This window comes from Enterobacter sp. PL_is379 (assembly GCF_055817355.1).
Genome location: NZ_JBVPGT010000027.1, coordinates 186,347 through 201,703, shown reverse-complemented (window position 1 = coordinate 201,703; position 15,357 = coordinate 186,347). Strand labels below are relative to the sequence as shown.

15 protein-coding genes, 1 pseudogene and 1 riboswitch are annotated in these 15,357 nt (G+C 55.5%); of the genes and pseudogenes, 10 read left to right on the top strand and 6 right to left on the bottom strand.

The window, feature by feature from the left end; translation table 11 throughout:
* Positions 1–120 precede the first annotated feature (120 nt).
* A complete protein-coding gene (locus AC0TOY_RS10415; protein WP_008500498.1) occupies positions 121–465 on the top strand; it encodes a RidA family protein in 345 nt (114 codons plus the stop codon).
* 6 nt (positions 466–471) lie between these two features.
* On the opposite strand, the gene AC0TOY_RS10410 is transcribed toward AC0TOY_RS10415, so the two are convergent.
* A complete protein-coding gene (locus AC0TOY_RS10410; protein ID WP_008500497.1) occupies positions 472–654 on the bottom strand; it encodes a YoaH family protein in 183 nt (60 codons plus the stop codon).
* A 61-nt stretch (positions 655–715) separates the two neighbouring features.
* Here AC0TOY_RS10410 and pabB point away from each other — a divergent pair, with 61 nt between their 5' ends.
* The 4 genes from pabB to AC0TOY_RS10390 all read left to right on the top strand — a co-directional run bounded on the left by pabB (position 716) and on the right by AC0TOY_RS10390 (position 5,905).
* Positions 716–2,041 (top strand): aminodeoxychorismate synthase component 1, encoded by a 1,326-nt coding sequence (gene pabB, locus AC0TOY_RS10405; protein ID WP_229226259.1) that lies wholly within the window; start codon positions 716–718, stop codon positions 2,039–2,041.
* Positions 2,042–2,047: 6 nt separating this feature from the next.
* Positions 2,048–2,626 carry a CoA pyrophosphatase gene (locus tag AC0TOY_RS10400; RefSeq protein WP_045908238.1) on the top strand — a complete coding sequence of 193 codons (579 nt, stop codon included), beginning with the start codon at positions 2,048–2,050 and terminating at the stop codon, positions 2,624–2,626.
* A 185-nt stretch (positions 2,627–2,811) separates the two neighbouring features.
* Positions 2,812–4,176 (top strand): L-serine ammonia-lyase, encoded by a 1,365-nt coding sequence (gene sdaA / locus AC0TOY_RS10395; RefSeq protein WP_045908237.1) that lies wholly within the window; start codon positions 2,812–2,814, stop codon positions 4,174–4,176.
* Positions 4,177–4,306: 130 nt separating this feature from the next.
* The gene (locus tag AC0TOY_RS10390; RefSeq protein ID WP_216357645.1) at positions 4,307–5,905 is read left to right on the top strand and encodes an EAL domain-containing protein; all 1,599 of its coding nucleotides are present in this window, start codon (positions 4,307–4,309) and stop codon (positions 5,903–5,905) included.
* A 6-nt stretch (positions 5,906–5,911) separates the two neighbouring features.
* Here AC0TOY_RS10390 and yoaE read toward each other — a convergent pair whose 3' ends face one another.
* Entirely contained in the window at positions 5,912–7,471 is a 1,560-nt protein-coding gene (gene yoaE, locus AC0TOY_RS10385) for a CNNM family cation transport protein YoaE (RefSeq protein ID WP_008500492.1), read from the bottom strand.
* Positions 7,472–7,933: 462 nt separating this feature from the next.
* Here yoaE and manX point away from each other — a divergent pair, with 462 nt between their 5' ends.
* The 5 genes from manX (at position 7,934) to mntP (ending at position 12,090) form a co-directional block, all read left to right on the top strand.
* The gene (gene manX / locus AC0TOY_RS10380; RefSeq protein WP_407820718.1) at positions 7,934–8,899 is read left to right on the top strand and encodes a PTS mannose transporter subunit IIAB; all 966 of its coding nucleotides are present in this window, start codon (positions 7,934–7,936) and stop codon (positions 8,897–8,899) included.
* Between the two features lie 47 nt (positions 8,900–8,946).
* Complete coding sequence (gene manY, locus AC0TOY_RS10375) at positions 8,947–9,747, top strand: PTS mannose transporter subunit IIC (protein ID WP_024909729.1); 801 nt, start codon at positions 8,947–8,949, stop codon at positions 9,745–9,747.
* Positions 9,748–9,759: 12 nt separating this feature from the next.
* On the top strand, positions 9,760–10,611 hold the full coding sequence (locus tag AC0TOY_RS10370) for a PTS mannose transporter subunit IID (protein WP_006810994.1): 852 nt from the start codon (positions 9,760–9,762) through the stop codon (positions 10,609–10,611).
* Between the two features lie 55 nt (positions 10,612–10,666).
* Positions 10,667–11,125 (top strand): DUF986 family protein, encoded by a 459-nt coding sequence (locus AC0TOY_RS10365; protein WP_048029444.1) that lies wholly within the window; start codon positions 10,667–10,669, stop codon positions 11,123–11,125.
* Between the two features lie 198 nt (positions 11,126–11,323).
* A riboswitch (yybP-ykoY riboswitch) is annotated at positions 11,324–11,514 on the top strand.
* A 9-nt stretch (positions 11,515–11,523) separates the two neighbouring features.
* A complete protein-coding gene (mntP, locus tag AC0TOY_RS10360) occupies positions 11,524–12,090 on the top strand; it encodes a manganese efflux pump MntP (protein WP_045908281.1) in 567 nt (188 codons plus the stop codon).
* Here the strand turns inward: mntP and rlmA are convergent.
* The 4 genes and pseudogenes from rlmA to AC0TOY_RS10340 all read right to left on the bottom strand — a co-directional run bounded on the left by rlmA (position 12,087) and on the right by AC0TOY_RS10340 (position 15,273).
* A complete protein-coding gene (gene rlmA, locus AC0TOY_RS10355) occupies positions 12,087–12,902 on the bottom strand; it encodes a 23S rRNA (guanine(745)-N(1))-methyltransferase (protein WP_473721795.1) in 816 nt (271 codons plus the stop codon). The two genes, mntP and rlmA, sit on opposite strands and share 4 nt — an antisense overlap.
* Positions 12,903–12,967: 65 nt before the next feature.
* Entirely contained in the window at positions 12,968–14,668 is a 1,701-nt protein-coding gene (ftsI, locus tag AC0TOY_RS10350; protein WP_090419808.1) for a peptidoglycan glycosyltransferase FtsI, read from the bottom strand.
* A gap of 237 nt (positions 14,669–14,905) precedes the next feature.
* Complete coding sequence (cspE, locus tag AC0TOY_RS10345; RefSeq protein ID WP_001062678.1) at positions 14,906–15,115, bottom strand: transcription antiterminator/RNA stability regulator CspE; 210 nt, start codon at positions 15,113–15,115, stop codon at positions 14,906–14,908.
* A 13-nt stretch (positions 15,116–15,128) separates the two neighbouring features.
* Positions 15,129–15,273, bottom strand: a pseudogene (locus tag AC0TOY_RS10340) (DUF2627 domain-containing protein).
* Between the last annotated feature and the right edge of the window lie 84 nt (positions 15,274–15,357).

Here is a 15,357-nt window from a genome sequence, read left to right as displayed (position 1 = left end):
TGTATTTTTGCACAGGGATTATGTCAGCCCATCCACTCATGTGCCACCCCAAATAGTGACGACGGATGAACAATATGGCAGTCTTGCCGCCTGACGACGAAAAATAACGAGGAAACGTTTATGACAATTGTGCGCATTGATGCCGAAGCCCGCTGGTCTGATGTGGTGATCCATAACCAGACGCTCTACTACACCGGCGTCCCGGCTAACCTGGACGCGGATGCGTTCGAGCAGACGGCCAATACCCTGGCGCAGATTGACGCGGTGCTGGAAAAACAGGGCAGCGACAAATCCCGCATTCTGGATGCGACGATTTTCCTGGCAAACAAAGATGACTTCGCGGCAATGAACAAAGCCTGGGACGCGTGGGTGGTGGCGGGTCACGCGCCTGTACGTTGCACCGTACAGGCCACGCTGATGAAGCCGGAATACAAGGTAGAGATTAAGATTATCGCGGCGGTTTAAGCCCGATCACTCTTCATCTTCATCCTCGAAACGCGCCACGATCCGCTCGCCGGTATGCGTGGCGCGCAGTTCTTCCGCCACCTGGGAAATCGCCTGTCCGCTGCTCATCCCCTGGGACATCAGTTCCTGAATTCGCTCAACCGCTTTCTGCTGCTGTTCATGGCTCAGAGAAGGTAAACCTGCAAACATCGTCAACTCCTGCTAAATTATTCGCGCTAATTATTTCACGCTGCCCGGTAGTATGCCACACATGAACATGCGCTTCCCCACTGTTATTACCCTGCCCTGGCGGACAGACGCCGCTGAATACTGGTTTGCCCGCCTGAGCCATCTTCCGTTTGCGATGCTGCTGCACTCCGGCCATGCGGACCATCCCTATAGCCGCTTTGATATTCTGGTCGCCGATCCGCTGAAGACGCTGACAACCGATGTTCTGTCGTTAACGGACGATCCGCTGGCGCAGCTTCAGCACGACATTAACGCGCTGGGCTTATCTGCCACACCCAACCCGGATCTTCCTTTTCAGGGGGGCGCGCTGGGCCTGTTTGGCTACGATTTGGGTCGCCGTTTCGAAACGCTGCCCGAGCATGCGCAGGCTGATATCCCCCTGCCCGACATGGCCGTGGGGCTGTATGACTGGGCGTTAATTGTCGATCACCAGAAAAAAACGGTTTCCCTGCTGAGCCATCGTGACGTGCAGGCGCGTCTGGCCTGGCTTGAGGCGCAACAGGCTGCACCCGCAGAGACGTTCACGCTGACCTCCGGCTGGCGATCCAACATGAGCGCCGCGGAGTATGGCGAAAAATTCGCGCGCGTTCAGGCGTATCTGCAAAGCGGCGACTGCTATCAGGTTAACCTCGCCCAGCGCTTCGAGGCGACCTATCGGGGAGATGAGTGGCAGGCGTTTACCCGTCTTAATGCCAGCAATAAGGCGCCGTTCAGCGCCTTTGTGCGTCTGGAACAGGGGGCGATCCTCAGCCTGTCGCCCGAGCGTTTTATTCATCTGGCCGAGGGCACGATTCAAACCCGCCCGATTAAGGGCACGCTTCCACGCCTTGCCGATCCCGACGCCGACCGTCAGCAGGCGGAAAAACTGGCCGCCTCGCCAAAAGACCGCGCCGAAAACCTGATGATTGTCGATCTGATGCGTAACGACATTGGCCGGGTGGCCGTGCCGGGCAGCGTCCGCGTGCCGGAACTGTTTGTCGTTGAGCCTTTCCCGGCGGTGCATCATCTGGTCAGCACCATTACCGCGCGGCTGCCTGACTCGCGCACGGCCTGCGATCTTCTGCGCGCCGCGTTCCCGGGCGGCTCCATCACCGGCGCGCCGAAGGTGCGGGCAATGGAGATCATTGATGAGCTGGAGCCCCACCGCCGCAATGCCTGGTGCGGTAGCATCGGCTATATCAGCCTGTGCGGCACGCTGGATACCAGCATTACCATTCGTACGCTGACCGCCTGCAACGGAAACCTTTACTGTTCGGCCGGGGGCGGCATTGTTGCCGACAGCCAGGTCGATGCGGAATATCAGGAAACCTTTGATAAAGTTAACCGTATTCTGAAACAACTGGAGTAAACACGGGTGGAAAAAGAGAATCTGACGCTGGATGACTTTTTATCTCGCTTTCAGCTACTAAGGCCGCAGGTCAACCGCGAAGCGCTGAATCAACGTCAGGCGGCCGTACTGATCCCGGTCGTGCGTCGCGCGCAACCGGGCCTGCTGCTCACCCAACGTTCCGCCCATTTACGCAAGCACGCGGGTCAGGTCGCTTTTCCGGGGGGCGCGGTAGACAGCTCCGACGCCTCGCTGATTGCCGCCGCGCTGCGCGAAGCGCAGGAAGAGGTTGCCATTCCGCCGGAGGCCGTTGAGGTCATCGGCGTGCTGCCGCCCGTCGACAGCGTCACCGGTTTTCAGGTCACGCCGGTGGTCGGCATTATCCCACCGGGCCTGCAGTATCACGCCAGCGTCGATGAAGTCTCCGCGGTGTTTGAAATGCCGCTGGATGAAGCCCTCCGACTGAGTCGTTATCACCCGCTGGATATTCAGCGTCGTGGGCATGACCATCGGGTCTGGTTGTCCTGGTATCAGCATTATTTTGTCTGGGGCATGACGGCGGGCATTATTCGTGAGCTGGCGTTGCAAATCGGCCTGAAGCCTTGACTATACTTTACATTCCGCCCTCTTCTGCCAGGTTTGCGATCTGCGTCGCGCTATTAGCAAAACCCATCGTTAACCATTAGTTTAATTCATGTGAATAGTTAAGCCGAGGTCGGTGTTCCCTCTTACACTATGCGCAGTTATAACATCGTTACTGGAACCCCGGTAACCCTGTCAGGAGTGTGAAAGTGATTAGTATATTCGACATGTTCAAAGTGGGAATTGGCCCTTCGTCTTCCCATACTGTTGGCCCGATGAAGGCCGGTAAACAGTTCGTCGATGATCTGGTCGAAAAAGGATTACTGGAAAGCGTTACCCGTGTCGCCGTGGATGTTTACGGCTCGCTGTCATTAACGGGTAAAGGCCACCACACCGATATCGCCATTATTATGGGTCTGGCAGGCAATATGCCGGATACCGTTGATATTGATGCCATCCCGGCATTCATCCGCGACGTGGAAACACGCGGCCGCCTGCTGCTGGCAAACGGCCAGCAGGAAGTCGATTTCCCGCAGGATGACGGCATGCGTTTTCGCAGCGACAACCTGCCGCTGCATGAAAACGGCATGACCATTCACGCTTTTAGCGGTGAAAAAGAGATCTACAGCAAAACGTACTACTCCATCGGCGGTGGTTTCATCGTGGATGAAGAGCATTTTGGCAAAGACAGCGTCGGCGACGTCAGCGTACCGTACCCGTTCAAATCGGCGACCGAGATGTTGGGTTACTGCAAACAGACCGGTCTTTCCCTGTCCGGCATGGTGATGCAGAACGAACTGGCCCTGCACAGTAAACAAGAGATTGAAGACTATTTTGCCAACGTCTGGCAAACCATGCGCGCCTGTATCGATCGCGGGATGAACACCGAAGGGGTTCTGCCGGGTCCGCTGCGCGTGCCGCGTCGTGCCTCTGCTCTGCGCCGTATGCTGGTGACCACGGACAAATTCTCCAACGACCCGATGAACGTGGTCGACTGGGTGAATATGTTTGCACTTGCGGTTAACGAAGAGAACGCCGCCGGTGGCCGCGTCGTGACGGCGCCAACCAACGGCGCGTGCGGCATTGTTCCTGCGGTGCTGGCGTATTACGACCACTTTATTGAGCCCGTGACGCCGGACATCTATATCCGTTATTTCCTGGCAGCAGGTGCCATCGGCGCGCTGTACAAGATGAATGCCTCCATCTCCGGTGCGGAAGTGGGCTGTCAGGGTGAAGTCGGCGTGGCCTGCTCCATGGCGGCGGCAGGTCTGGCAGAGCTGTTGGGTGCAAGCCCTGAGCAGGTCTGCGTGGCGGCTGAAATCGGTATGGAACATAACCTCGGTCTGACCTGCGATCCGGTCGCGGGCCAGGTGCAGGTTCCGTGCATTGAGCGTAACGCGATTGCCTCGGTGAAAGCCATCAACGCCTCACGTATGGCGATGCGCCGTACCAGCGAACCTCGCGTATCGCTGGATAAGGTTATTGAAACCATGTACGAAACGGGCAAAGACATGAACGCGAAATACCGCGAGACGTCCCGTGGTGGCCTGGCCATTAAGGTGCAGTGCGACTAATACTGCCTTTCGCCCATCTGCAACGGATGGGCGAATTTCCCTCCTCTTCCTCGTCTCCTTCTGCTTTCCCCACTACACTTTCACTGTTGCGTCCGGCTTTTGTGGCTGGTGGCTTATCAGGCGACCGTTCATGCAAACTGCACAAACGATCATTAAAAACTATCGCCGAAAACGCGTTATCGTCTGTGTGACGGTTGCGCTCCTCACGCTCATCCTGACGCTGGGCATTCGCTTTATTTCCCAGCGCAACGTTAACCAACAGCGGATCCTCGATTTTACCAGCCATACCGTTCGCGCCCTTGATAACGTTCTGCTTTCGCTGGAAAACCACCGCAACGTGCTGCAGCCGCTGGTGGGACAGCCCTGCCCGCAGGTGCAGCTGGCGCTGCGACAGCAGGCAGCCATTTTGCAGACAGTACGTTCTATCGCCCTGATTAAAGACGGTATCCTGTATTGTTCGAGTATTTTCGGCAGCCGCAGCGAGCCTGTTCGTGACTTCCTTCAGGAACTCCCCGCCAGCACGGCGAAGCTGATTTTATCGACCGACCAGTGGCTGCTTAAGGGCAGCCCTATTTTGATCCAGTGGTATCCCGTCTCCCAGGACGGTGAAGAAGGCGTCGTCGAGATTATTAATATCGACCTGATCGCCAGAATGATCCTCGAGCCCCAGCGTCCGCTCATCAATGACGTGGTGCTGACAGTCGGCGATCGTTTTTTACGCTACGGTCAACGCGTCACCGACAGCCTGACGTTTGATGAAGACAGCGCCCTTTTCCAGCAATCATCAACCCGAAATCCTTTCACCATTACGGTCAGCGGACCTGGCCCCGGTGAGTTAGCCTTAAAAAGCCTGCCCGCCCAGCTGCCGCTGGGGCTAATGCTCAGCCTGCTGCTGGGCTATCTCGCCTGGCTGGCGACGGCAAACCGGATGAGCTTTACGTGGGAGATCGATATGGGCATTGCGGCGCGGGAATTTGAGCTTTTCTGCCAGCCGCTGGTGAATGCCCGCACCCAGGCGTGCACGGGCGTTGAGATCCTGCTGCGCTGGAATAACCCCCGTCAGGGTTGGATCACCCCGGAGGTGTTTATCCCTCTGGCAGAAGAACATAACCAGATTGTCCCCCTGACCCGCTATGTCATCGCCGAAACGGTGCGCCAGATAGGCTACTTCCCGTCCAGCGCCGGTTTCCACATCGGCATTAACGTTGCAGCCAGCCATTTTCGCCACGCTGTACTGGTACAGGACCTGAATCGTCTCTGGTTCAGCGCCAATCCGCGACAGCAGCTGGTGATTGAACTCACGGAACGGGATGCGCTGCTGGACGCGGATTATCGCATCGTGCGCGAACTGCATCGCAAAGGGGTGAAGCTCGCTATCGACGATTTTGGCACCGGGAACAGCTCCCTCTCCTGGCTTGAAAAGCTGCATCCGGACGTCCTGAAAATTGACCAGTCCTTTACCACCGCCATTGGTACGGATGCCGTGAATTCAACGGTGACGGACATGATCATTGCGCTGGGCCAGCGGCTGAATATCGAGCTGGTTGCGGAAGGGGTCGAAACGGAAGAGCAGGCGCGCTATTTACGCCGTCACGGCGTTCCAGTCCTGCAGGGCTTTTTCTATGCGCGGCCGATGCCGCTACGGGACTTTCCAGACTGGCTGGCGGGAAGTGCTCCCCCGCCAGCGCGTCATAACGGGCACATCGTACCCTTAATGCCGCTGCGTTAAGCAGACTTACTCATCTTCGTCGTGGGCAGATTGTTCTTTAACAATACGGACCATATCAACGCGATAGTCGTTGGCTTCGACAATGGTAATGTGCAGCGGCGGCAGCTCGATCACATCGCCAACACGCGGGATCTGGCCGTTTACGGCGATAACCAGACCGGCAACGGTCGCGATGTCTTCTTCATCGTTGACCACGTTTTCCAGCCCCAGCGTGTGCGAGAGCGCGTGCAGGTCGGTGGTACCTTTAACCAGCCAGCCTTCGCCATCGGCAACAATTTCCGGTGTTTCGTCTTCATCCGGGAATTCACCGGCGATCGCTTCCAGCACGTCCAGCGGCGTCACCAGCCCCTGCACCACGCCAAACTCGTTGGTGACAATAACAAAGCTACCGCGAGCGCGGCGCAGCACCCCGAGCAGGTTGATCGGATCCAGCGTTTCCGGCACCACAATCGCAGGCGATGCAGCAGCAACGGCTTCGACGTTAACGCCCTCTTCCAGGGCGACCAGCATCTCTTTCGCCCGCACCACGCCGATGATCTCATCCAGTTCACCACGACATACCGGGAACAGGCTGTGCGGTGAAGAGAGCAGTTGCTGGCGAATTTCATCAACGCTCAGGTTAGCATCGACCCAGCTGATCTCCCCGCGCGGCGTCATGATGCCGCGCAGCGAACGGGAGGCCAGAGAGAGCACGCCGTTAATCATGTAGCGTTCCTGTTCCACAAACGCCCCTTCCGGGACCGGAACCGGGTTGTGGTTTTCGGAATCAGACTGCACATTCACCTGACGACGACCGCCCATCAGGCGCAGAATGGCATCTGCGGTACGGGCGCGCAGCGGCTGATTTGACTGCTGCTTGATAAAGTTACGGCGCGCAATCTGGTTGAACAGCTCGATCAGGATCGAGAAGCCAATCGCGGCGTACAGGTAGCCTTTCGGAATATGGAAGCCAAAGCCTTCCGCCACCAGGCTCAGACCAATCATCAGCAGGAAGCTCAGACACAGTACCACCACCGTTGGATGCTGGTTCACGAAACGCGTCAGCGGCTTCGACGCCAGCAGCATGACCGCCATCGCAATAACCACCGCAGCCATCATGACCGGCAGATGGTTCACCATGCCGACCGCCGTGATCACCGCATCCAGCGAGAAGACCGCATCCAGCACCACGATCTGCAGCACCACCACCCAGAAACTGGCATAGCCTTTACCGTGCCCATCATCGTGCTGACGGTTTTCCAGCCGCTCGTGAAGTTCTGTCGTCGCTTTGAAGAGCAGGAATATCCCCCCGATCAGCATGATCAAATCACGGCCGGAGAAGGTGTAATCCATGACGGAGAATAGCGGTTTGGTCAGCGTGACCATCCACGAGATGACGGAGAGCAGCCCCAGTCGCATGACCAGCGCCAGCGAGAGTCCAATCAGACGCGCTTTATCACGCTGTTTTGGCGGCAGCTTATCCGCAAGGATGGCGATAAACACCAGGTTATCAATGCCGAGAACGATCTCCAGCACGACCAGCGTGAGCAATCCCACCCAGATTGACGGGTCCATTAAGAATTCCATGACAAGCTCCTGCTAAAGGAATGACGAAACGGTGCCCCACTCAATGTGGGCAAAACAGAGGCAGACAGAGTCGATACGTGGCGAGGATCGCCGGTGAAAAAGGCGCGAAATGGCCTGGAAGATGACTGACGTCGGTGACGGTCCATATAGTGGGCTGGAGCCCTATACTCCTGAACAATTAAACGGAGGCTAAACATATCAGAGAGACTGTGTTTTTAGCAAAGATTTACGTTCCTTTGCAAAGTTCTGTAACACAGCGGCTATACGCTACAGATAATTCTGTAACGCGTGGCTAAATTACGGATCTTCATCACATAAATTATTTTTTCACTATCTAAAATAATTCGCGGAAGTCTTAGTTTTTTGAACTCTAACCCTTATCTGAATCGATTCGGTTCGCCAATACGATTCTCAGTACGACTGCCTGGCAGGCGTATTAATGATAATAAAAGGAGGTAGCAAGTGACCATTGCTATTGTCATAGGCACACATGGTTGGGCTGCTGAGCAGCTACTCAAAACGGCAGAGATGCTGTTGGGCGAGCAGGAAAACGTCGGCTGGATCGATTTCGTTCCCGGTGAAAACGCCGAGACGCTGATAGAGAAGTACAACGCTCAGCTCGAGAAGCTGGATACCAGCAAAGGCGTGCTGTTTCTCGTTGATACATGGGGCGGCAGCCCGTTCAATGCTGCCAGCCGCATTGTCGTCGATAAAGAGCACTATGAAGTTGTCGCCGGGGTCAATATTCCCATGCTGGTGGAAACCCTCATGGCACGCGACGACAATCCGGCCTTCGATGAGCTGGTTGCACTGGCTGTTGAAACCGGCCGCGAAGGGGTTAAGGCCCTGAAGGCACAGCCGGTTGAAAAACCTGCCCCTGCGCCTGCAGCGGCACCGAAAGCGGCGGCACCGGCAAAACCGATGGGCCCGAATGATTACATGGTGATCGGCCTTGCGCGTATTGATGACCGCTTAATCCACGGTCAGGTAGCCACGCGCTGGACCAAAGAGACCAACGTTCGACGCATTATCGTGGTCAGCGACGAAGTGGCCGCTGATACCGTACGTAAAACCCTTCTGACTCAGGTTGCTCCTCCTGGCGTTACCGCGCACGTTGTGGATGTCGCCAAGATGATTCGCGTTTACAACAACCCGAAATATGCGGGCGAACGCGTGATGCTCCTGTTCACTAACCCGACAGACGTTGAGCGCATTGTTGAAGGCGGCGTGAAAATCACCTCCGTTAACATTGGTGGTATGGCATTCCGTCAGGGCAAAACGCAGGTCAACAACGCCATTTCAGTCGATGCGAAAGATATCGAAGCATTTAACAAGCTGAATGCACGCGGTATTGAGCTGGAAGCCCGTAAGGTTTCCACGGACCAGAAACTGAAAATGATGGATTTGATCGGCAAAGTTGGGAAATAAGCCCGCGCCGGTTTTTCACATAATGCTTATGTAATAGGAGAAGTACAATGGAGATTACCACTCTTCAGATTGTGCTGGTGTTCGTGGTCGCATGTATTGCGGGTATGGAATCCGTACTTGATGAATTTCAGTTCCACCGTCCTCTGGTGGCCTGTACGCTGATTGGGGCCGTTCTGGGTGACATGAAAACCGGTATCATCATCGGTGGTACCCTGGAAATGATCGCCCTGGGCTGGATGAACATCGGTGCGGCGGTTGCGCCCGATGCCGCGCTGGCCTCTATCATTTCTACCGTTCTGGTTATTGCCGGTCACCAGAGTATTGGTGCAGGTATCGCCCTGGCAATCCCACTGGCAGCCGCAGGCCAGGTTCTGACCATCATCGTTCGTACTATCACCGTTGCCTTCCAGCACGCGGCGGATAAGGCGGCCGACAACGGCAACCTCACGGCCCTGTCATGGATCCACGTTTCATCCCTGTTCCTGCAGGCGATGCGTATCGCAATCCCGGCGGTTATCGTCGCGATCTCTGTGGGTACCAGTGAAGTCCAGAGCATGCTGAACGCCATTCCTGAAGTGGTCACCGGCGGCCTGAACATCGCAGGCGGTATGATCGTGGTCGTTGGTTATGCGATGGTCATCAACATGATGCGCGCAGGCTACCTGATGCCGTTCTTCTACCTCGGCTTCGTGACCGCGGCCTTCACCAACTTCAACCTGGTTGCACTGGGTGTGATCGGTGCGGTGATGGCGATTCTCTACATCCAGCTCAGCCCGAAATATAACCGCGTCGCGGGTGCCCCAGCGCAGGCTGCTGGTAACAACGATCTCGATAACGAACTGGACTAACAGGTGAGCGAAATGGTTGATATGACAAAAACTACCACCGAGAAAAAACTCACTCCGGGTGATATTCGTGGCGTGTTCATCCGTTCTAACCTGTTTCAGGGTTCATGGAACTTCGAACGTATGCAGGCGCTGGGTTTCTGCTTCTCCATGGTACCGGCGATCAAACGCCTGTACCCGGAAAACAACGAAGCACGCCGTCAGGCCATCAAGCGTCACCTGGAATTCTTTAACACCCATCCTTACGTTGCGGCCCCGGTACTGGGCGTAACGCTGGCGATGGAAGAGCAGCGTGCAAACGGCGCAGAGATTGACGATGGTGCCATCAACGGTATCAAAGTCGGTCTGATGGGTCCGCTGGCCGGTGTCGGTGACCCTATCTTCTGGGGTACCGTGCGTCCGGTCTTCGCGGCACTGGGTGCCGGTATCGCGATGAGCGGCAGTCTGCTTGGCCCGCTGCTGTTCTTCATCCTGTTCAACGCCGTGCGTCTGCTGACCCGTTACTACGGCGTGGCCTACGGCTACCGTAAAGGGGTGGACATCGTTAAGGACATGGGTGGCGGCTTCCTGCAGAAACTGACTGAGGGGGCGTCAATCCTCGGCCTGTTTGTCATGGGCGCGCTGGTAAACAAGTGGACGCACGTGAACATCCCGCTGGTGGTATCGACCATCACCGGACAGGATGGTCAGACCCGCGTCACCACCGTGCAGACGATTCTGGATCAGCTGATGCCGGGCCTGGTCCCGCTGCTGTTGACCTTCGCCTGTATGTGGCTGCTGCGTAAGAAAGTGAACCCGCTGTGGATCATCGTTGGCTTCTTCGTCATCGGTATTGCGGGCTACGCCGTCGGCCTGCTGGGTCTGTAAGTATCAATGCTATAGGCCGGGGGCTTGCCCCCGGTTTTTTTTATCTGGAGGATGAATGACTGTCACGGACATCGTACTGGTTTTATTTGTTGTTGCCCTTTTGGCTTACGCGATCTATGACGAGTTCATTATGCCCCGCCGTCACGGCGAGACGCTGCTCTCCCTTCCCCTGCTACGACGCGGCCGCGTGGATGCCTTTATCTTCGTGGGTCTCATCGCCATTCTTATTTACAATAACGTCACCAGCCATGGTGCATTATTAACCACATGGTTATTATGTGCGCTGGCATTAATGGCGATTTATCTGTTCTGGATCCGCACGCCAAAAATCATTTTTAAATCCCACGGATTCTTCTTCGCCAATGTATGGATAGAATATAACCGTATTAAAGAGATGAATTTATCCGAAGACGGCGTGCTGGTGATGCAATTAGAACAACGCCGCCTGCTTATTCGGGTGAAGAATATTGATGACCTGGAAAAGATATACAAGTTACTCGTTAAAACTCAATGAGTTAGATATATAGCAACGGCTATAACCTGTGTTTATTTTGCGCAAGAAATATAGCCGAAGCTATATCCCCACCGCTAATTTGAACGCTATTTGTTAACGATATTTTCACGATTAAAGACAAATGAAAATCGTTATCAACAAACGTTTTAAATAATGCCTTTTCATTGTTGTTTTATATTCTCAAAATATGTTAAGGTTGCGCCCGTCGTTGGGGAGTAGCCGATTTCCTGTTCACAGGAAATGTACGTGTCAACATACTCGTTGAAAAACGTGGCACGTACGGATCGCTTACCGCACATCTTATGTGCATTGCGATCAGGCGAGACCATAGATACATCAACTGCTGTTTACTGGGGGCAGTGATGTGTCATATGGATATCCCCGGTCTGGACGCTGTTATGAATATCTCCGCTACGATCCTTCTCGCTTTTGGCATGTCCATGGACGCATTCGCTGCTTCCATCGGAAAAGGCGCCACGCTACACAAACCTAAATTCTCAGAAGCCCTGCGTACCGGCCTGATTTTTGGTGCTATCGAAACGCTGACCCCGCTTATCGGCTGGGGACTTGGCATGCTCGCCAGCCAGTTCGTGCTGGAGTGGAACCACTGGATTGCCTTCGTCCTGCTGGTGTTCCTCGGAGGCCGAATGGTCATTGAAGGTTTTCGCGGCGGTGATGATGAACACGAGGAGCCGCAGCATCGCCACGGCTTCTGGCTGCTGGTCACCACCGCAATTGCCACCAGCCTTGATGCGATGGCCGTTGGTGTGGGTCTGGCATTTCTGCAGGTCAATATTATCGCCACCGCGCTGGCTATTGGCTGTGCAACCCTGATTATGTCCACGCTGGGCATGATGGTCGGACGGTTTATCGGCCCGCTGCTGGGTAAACGCGCCGAGATCCTCGGGGGGATTGTGCTGATTGGCATTGGTGCCCAGATCCTCTGGGCACACTTCGCCGGTTAATCTTCGCGCTGCCAGATGTGGATGCTGAAGTCCGTCTGGCAGCGAAATGTTGAATGTGCCGCCAGCGTTTCCCACACCTCCGGTTTTGCCCGCCACGCGAAGGGCGTCATCTGCAATAACGCGACGGCCTCTTCCCCTTTCAGCGTCATTTCGTACGCCACTGATTCCGCCTGCTTCAGGGTAAAACCGGCCAGCTGCTCAGAATGCGGTGCATGCAGACGCACTTCGTCGTAGATCAGCCCTTTCAGCTCCATCAGATGACGCGGGCCTGGGGTCACGGTGACCACCCATCCGCCCGGTTTTACCACGCGAGCCAGCTCTTCCGCCTTGCAGGGCGCGTAAATGCGAATAACCGCGTCCATGCTGGCATCGTCAAACGGCAGTCGGTGGCTGGATGCCACGCAGAACGTCACGTCCGCGTAACGCTTTGCCGCTGCGCGAATCGCCACTTTCGACACGTCCAGACCGAACGTCTGTGCGCCCTTCTCACGGGCGATCTCGGCAAACCGCGCGGTGTAGTACCCCTCCCCGCAGCCGATATCGAGCATGGCGGTGGCTGAATCCGGCAGAATGTCACTCAGCATCTGCGCGACGGTCTCCCGCAGCGGCAGATAGTGCCCGGCATCAAGAAATGCGCGTCGCGCCTGCATCATCTCAGCACTGTCGCCTGGATCGCGGGAGCGTTTATGCTGCACCGGCAGAAGATTCACGTAGCCTTCTTTTGCCCTATCAAACTGATGCCCCTGCGGACAGGTATAACTTTTATCTGAGTGCGTCAGGGGGGCGTGGCAAAGGGGACAGCTGAAGGACATGGTGACTCCGGAGCATAATCAAAGGGCGAAGTGTACCGCTATTCGCCCTGGTTATAAACGCCCGGTTAACGCATAACGATAAGGTGATCGGACCCTGCCGGTAACCCGTCAGGTTTCACATTTTCCAGACGCAGCACGTTACCCATAATCTCACTGAAGACAGGGGCGGAGACGGCCCCGCCGTAGTAGGCACCATTTTGCGGATCGTTAATCACCACCACCAGGGCAAAACGCGGATTGCTGGCAGGTGCAACCCCTGCGGTGTAGGCGACGTATTTATCCACATACTTCCCGCTATCGTCAATTTTCTTCGCCGTACCGGTTTTCACCGCCACCCGGTAATCACGAACGGCGGCCTTAACCCCTCCGCCGCCCGGCAGCGCAACGCTCTCCATCATGTGCTCCACCTCGTGCGCAATCTCTTCTGGCATGACGCGTTGCCCGATAACGGGGGGATCGATACGCGTAATCGAGAGAGGTCGCTCAAGCCCGAAGCCGCCAATCGTGGCGTAGACGTGCGCCAGCTGGAGCGGCGTCACCATCAGCCCGTAGCCGAAGGCAAATGTCGCGCGGTCGAGCTGGCTCCAGTATTTACGCTGGGGCAACAGCCCCGCGCTCTCACCCGTTAAGCCAAGCCCCGTATTCGTGCCGAATCCAAAATTTCGGTAGGTATCAATAAGATGCTGGACAGGCATTGCCAGGGACAGTCGGGACACGCCGGTGTCGCTCGATTTTTGCAGGATCCCGGTCATTGTCAGTTCAGGATAATAGCCCACATCGCGGATACGATGCCCGTCGAGGGTATACGGATGCGTGTCAATGACGCTGTCCGGCTGCACCAGCCCCTGCTGCAGGGCCGTCATCAGCACCAGCGGCTTGACCGTGGAACCCGGTTCGAACGTATCGCTGATCGCACGGTTGCGAAAATCGTTTATCGTTGCGCCTTCCCGGTTATTGGGGTTGAAATCCGGATAGCTCGCCATGGCGAGTATTTCCCCTGTGGGGATATTAATGAGCACCGAGGCCCCAGACTCGGCCTTGTTCCAGGCCACGGCATTATCGAGCGCATCCTCGGTGATGGTTTGCAGACGCTCGTCGATACTTAACTGGATGTTATGCGCCGGCGCGGGCGCAACTTCCGTCAGGTTTTCAACCACGCGTCCATAGCGATCTTCCCTTACCTGGCGCACACCCGCCTTGCCGGTCAGCTGCGCGTTGAAGCTTTTTTCCACGCCCTCAATGCCCTGCCCGTCAATATTGGTGAAGCCAATCAGGTTCGCTGCCACATGGCCGGCAGGATAAAAACGGCGGGATTCATCGCGTAAATTGATGCCGGGCAGATTGAGTTTATCTATCCACTTTGCCTGTGCCGGATCGACCTGACGGGCAAGATAAATAAAACGGCCCTGCGGGTTGGCGTTGATTCGCGCCGAGAGTGCGCCCAGGGAGAGATGTAGCGCGTTTGCCAACGCCTGCCAGCGTTCGTCGACGCCAACGCCTCCTTTTGCCAGCACCGTTTTAGGATCGGCCCAAACGGCCCGTACAGGCACGCTCACCGCCAGGGGACGACCTTCGCGATCCATTATCATGCCGCGCGGCGCATCAATCGCCAGCTGGCGGAGGGAGCGCATATCTTCCTGCTTCACCAGATTGTCAGGCTTGATGATTTGCAGCCAGGCTACGCGGCCAAGTAAAAAGGCCAGACTACAGAAAATAGCTAAACAGAGCAGCGCAAAACGCGCTGGCGTGAAATTGCCAGCGGTCATTATCAATTTCTTCTTCACCTGAACCCCAGGACTGTTAAACAACGCCCTGATTTAACGGGAAAAGATGCGCTTAGGGAGGCGAAACAGTGCTACTAACCTCGCAGCTTTGCAACAAGTTACTAACAAGACCGTGAATGGTAATATTTTGAAAGATTAAGGACATAAAAAAGCCCCGCGTTATGCGAGGCTTTATGTCTGAGAGTGAAGTGCTAAGCGCTTCAGTCAGCAGCGGTTCGATCAGATAGCAGTTACGTTAACTGCAGCTGGGCCTTTCTGGCCGTCCTGAATTTCGAACTCAACGTTCTGGCCTTCAGCCAGAGTTTTGAAGCCGTTACCCTGGATTGCAGAGAAGTGTACGAACACGTCTTTGCTGCCGTCAGCAGGAGTAATGAAACCAAAACCTTTAGACTCGTTGAACCACTTAACTTGACCTTTAATCTTTGCCATTTTGCAAAATTCCTTAGAGTGTTTTCTTAGCCCGCAGGCATTAACTGAGATAAAACTGAGACATTACTGCATGAGGCACTAATATAAGGTTCGGCAGAGAAGCGGTATTCAACGACAACGTGTTTACTCAGGACTTCTTTACTGAAAATGCCACACATAAACAGAACTGTACCTCGTTTGACCCAAAACGTGTTATCACACACTATGTTTAATATGGCAAGCCATTTTTAAACATGTCTCGA

Coding starts and splice junctions, on each gene's coding strand:
- AC0TOY_RS10415 (WP_008500498.1), top strand. CDS start 121: ATGACAATTGTGCGCATTGATGCCGAAGCCCGCTGGTCTGATGTGGTG.
- AC0TOY_RS10410 (WP_008500497.1), bottom strand. CDS start 654: ATGTTTGCAGGTTTACCTTCTCTGAGCCATGAACAGCAGCAGAAAGCG.
- pabB (WP_229226259.1), top strand. CDS start 716: ATGAACATGCGCTTCCCCACTGTTATTACCCTGCCCTGGCGGACAGAC.
- AC0TOY_RS10390 (WP_216357645.1), top strand. CDS start 4,307: ATGCAAACTGCACAAACGATCATTAAAAACTATCGCCGAAAACGCGTT.
- yoaE (WP_008500492.1), bottom strand. CDS start 7,471: ATGGAATTCTTAATGGACCCGTCAATCTGGGTGGGATTGCTCACGCTG.
- manY (WP_024909729.1), top strand. CDS start 8,947: ATGGAGATTACCACTCTTCAGATTGTGCTGGTGTTCGTGGTCGCATGT.
- AC0TOY_RS10370 (WP_006810994.1), top strand. CDS start 9,760: ATGGTTGATATGACAAAAACTACCACCGAGAAAAAACTCACTCCGGGT.
- AC0TOY_RS10365 (WP_048029444.1), top strand. CDS start 10,667: ATGACTGTCACGGACATCGTACTGGTTTTATTTGTTGTTGCCCTTTTG.
- mntP (WP_045908281.1), top strand. CDS start 11,524: ATGAATATCTCCGCTACGATCCTTCTCGCTTTTGGCATGTCCATGGAC.
- rlmA (WP_473721795.1), bottom strand. CDS start 12,902: ATGTCCTTCAGCTGTCCCCTTTGCCACGCCCCCCTGACGCACTCAGAT.
- ftsI (WP_090419808.1), bottom strand. CDS start 14,668: ATGACCGCTGGCAATTTCACGCCAGCGCGTTTTGCGCTGCTCTGTTTA.
- cspE (WP_001062678.1), bottom strand. CDS start 15,115: ATGGCAAAGATTAAAGGTCAAGTTAAGTGGTTCAACGAGTCTAAAGGT.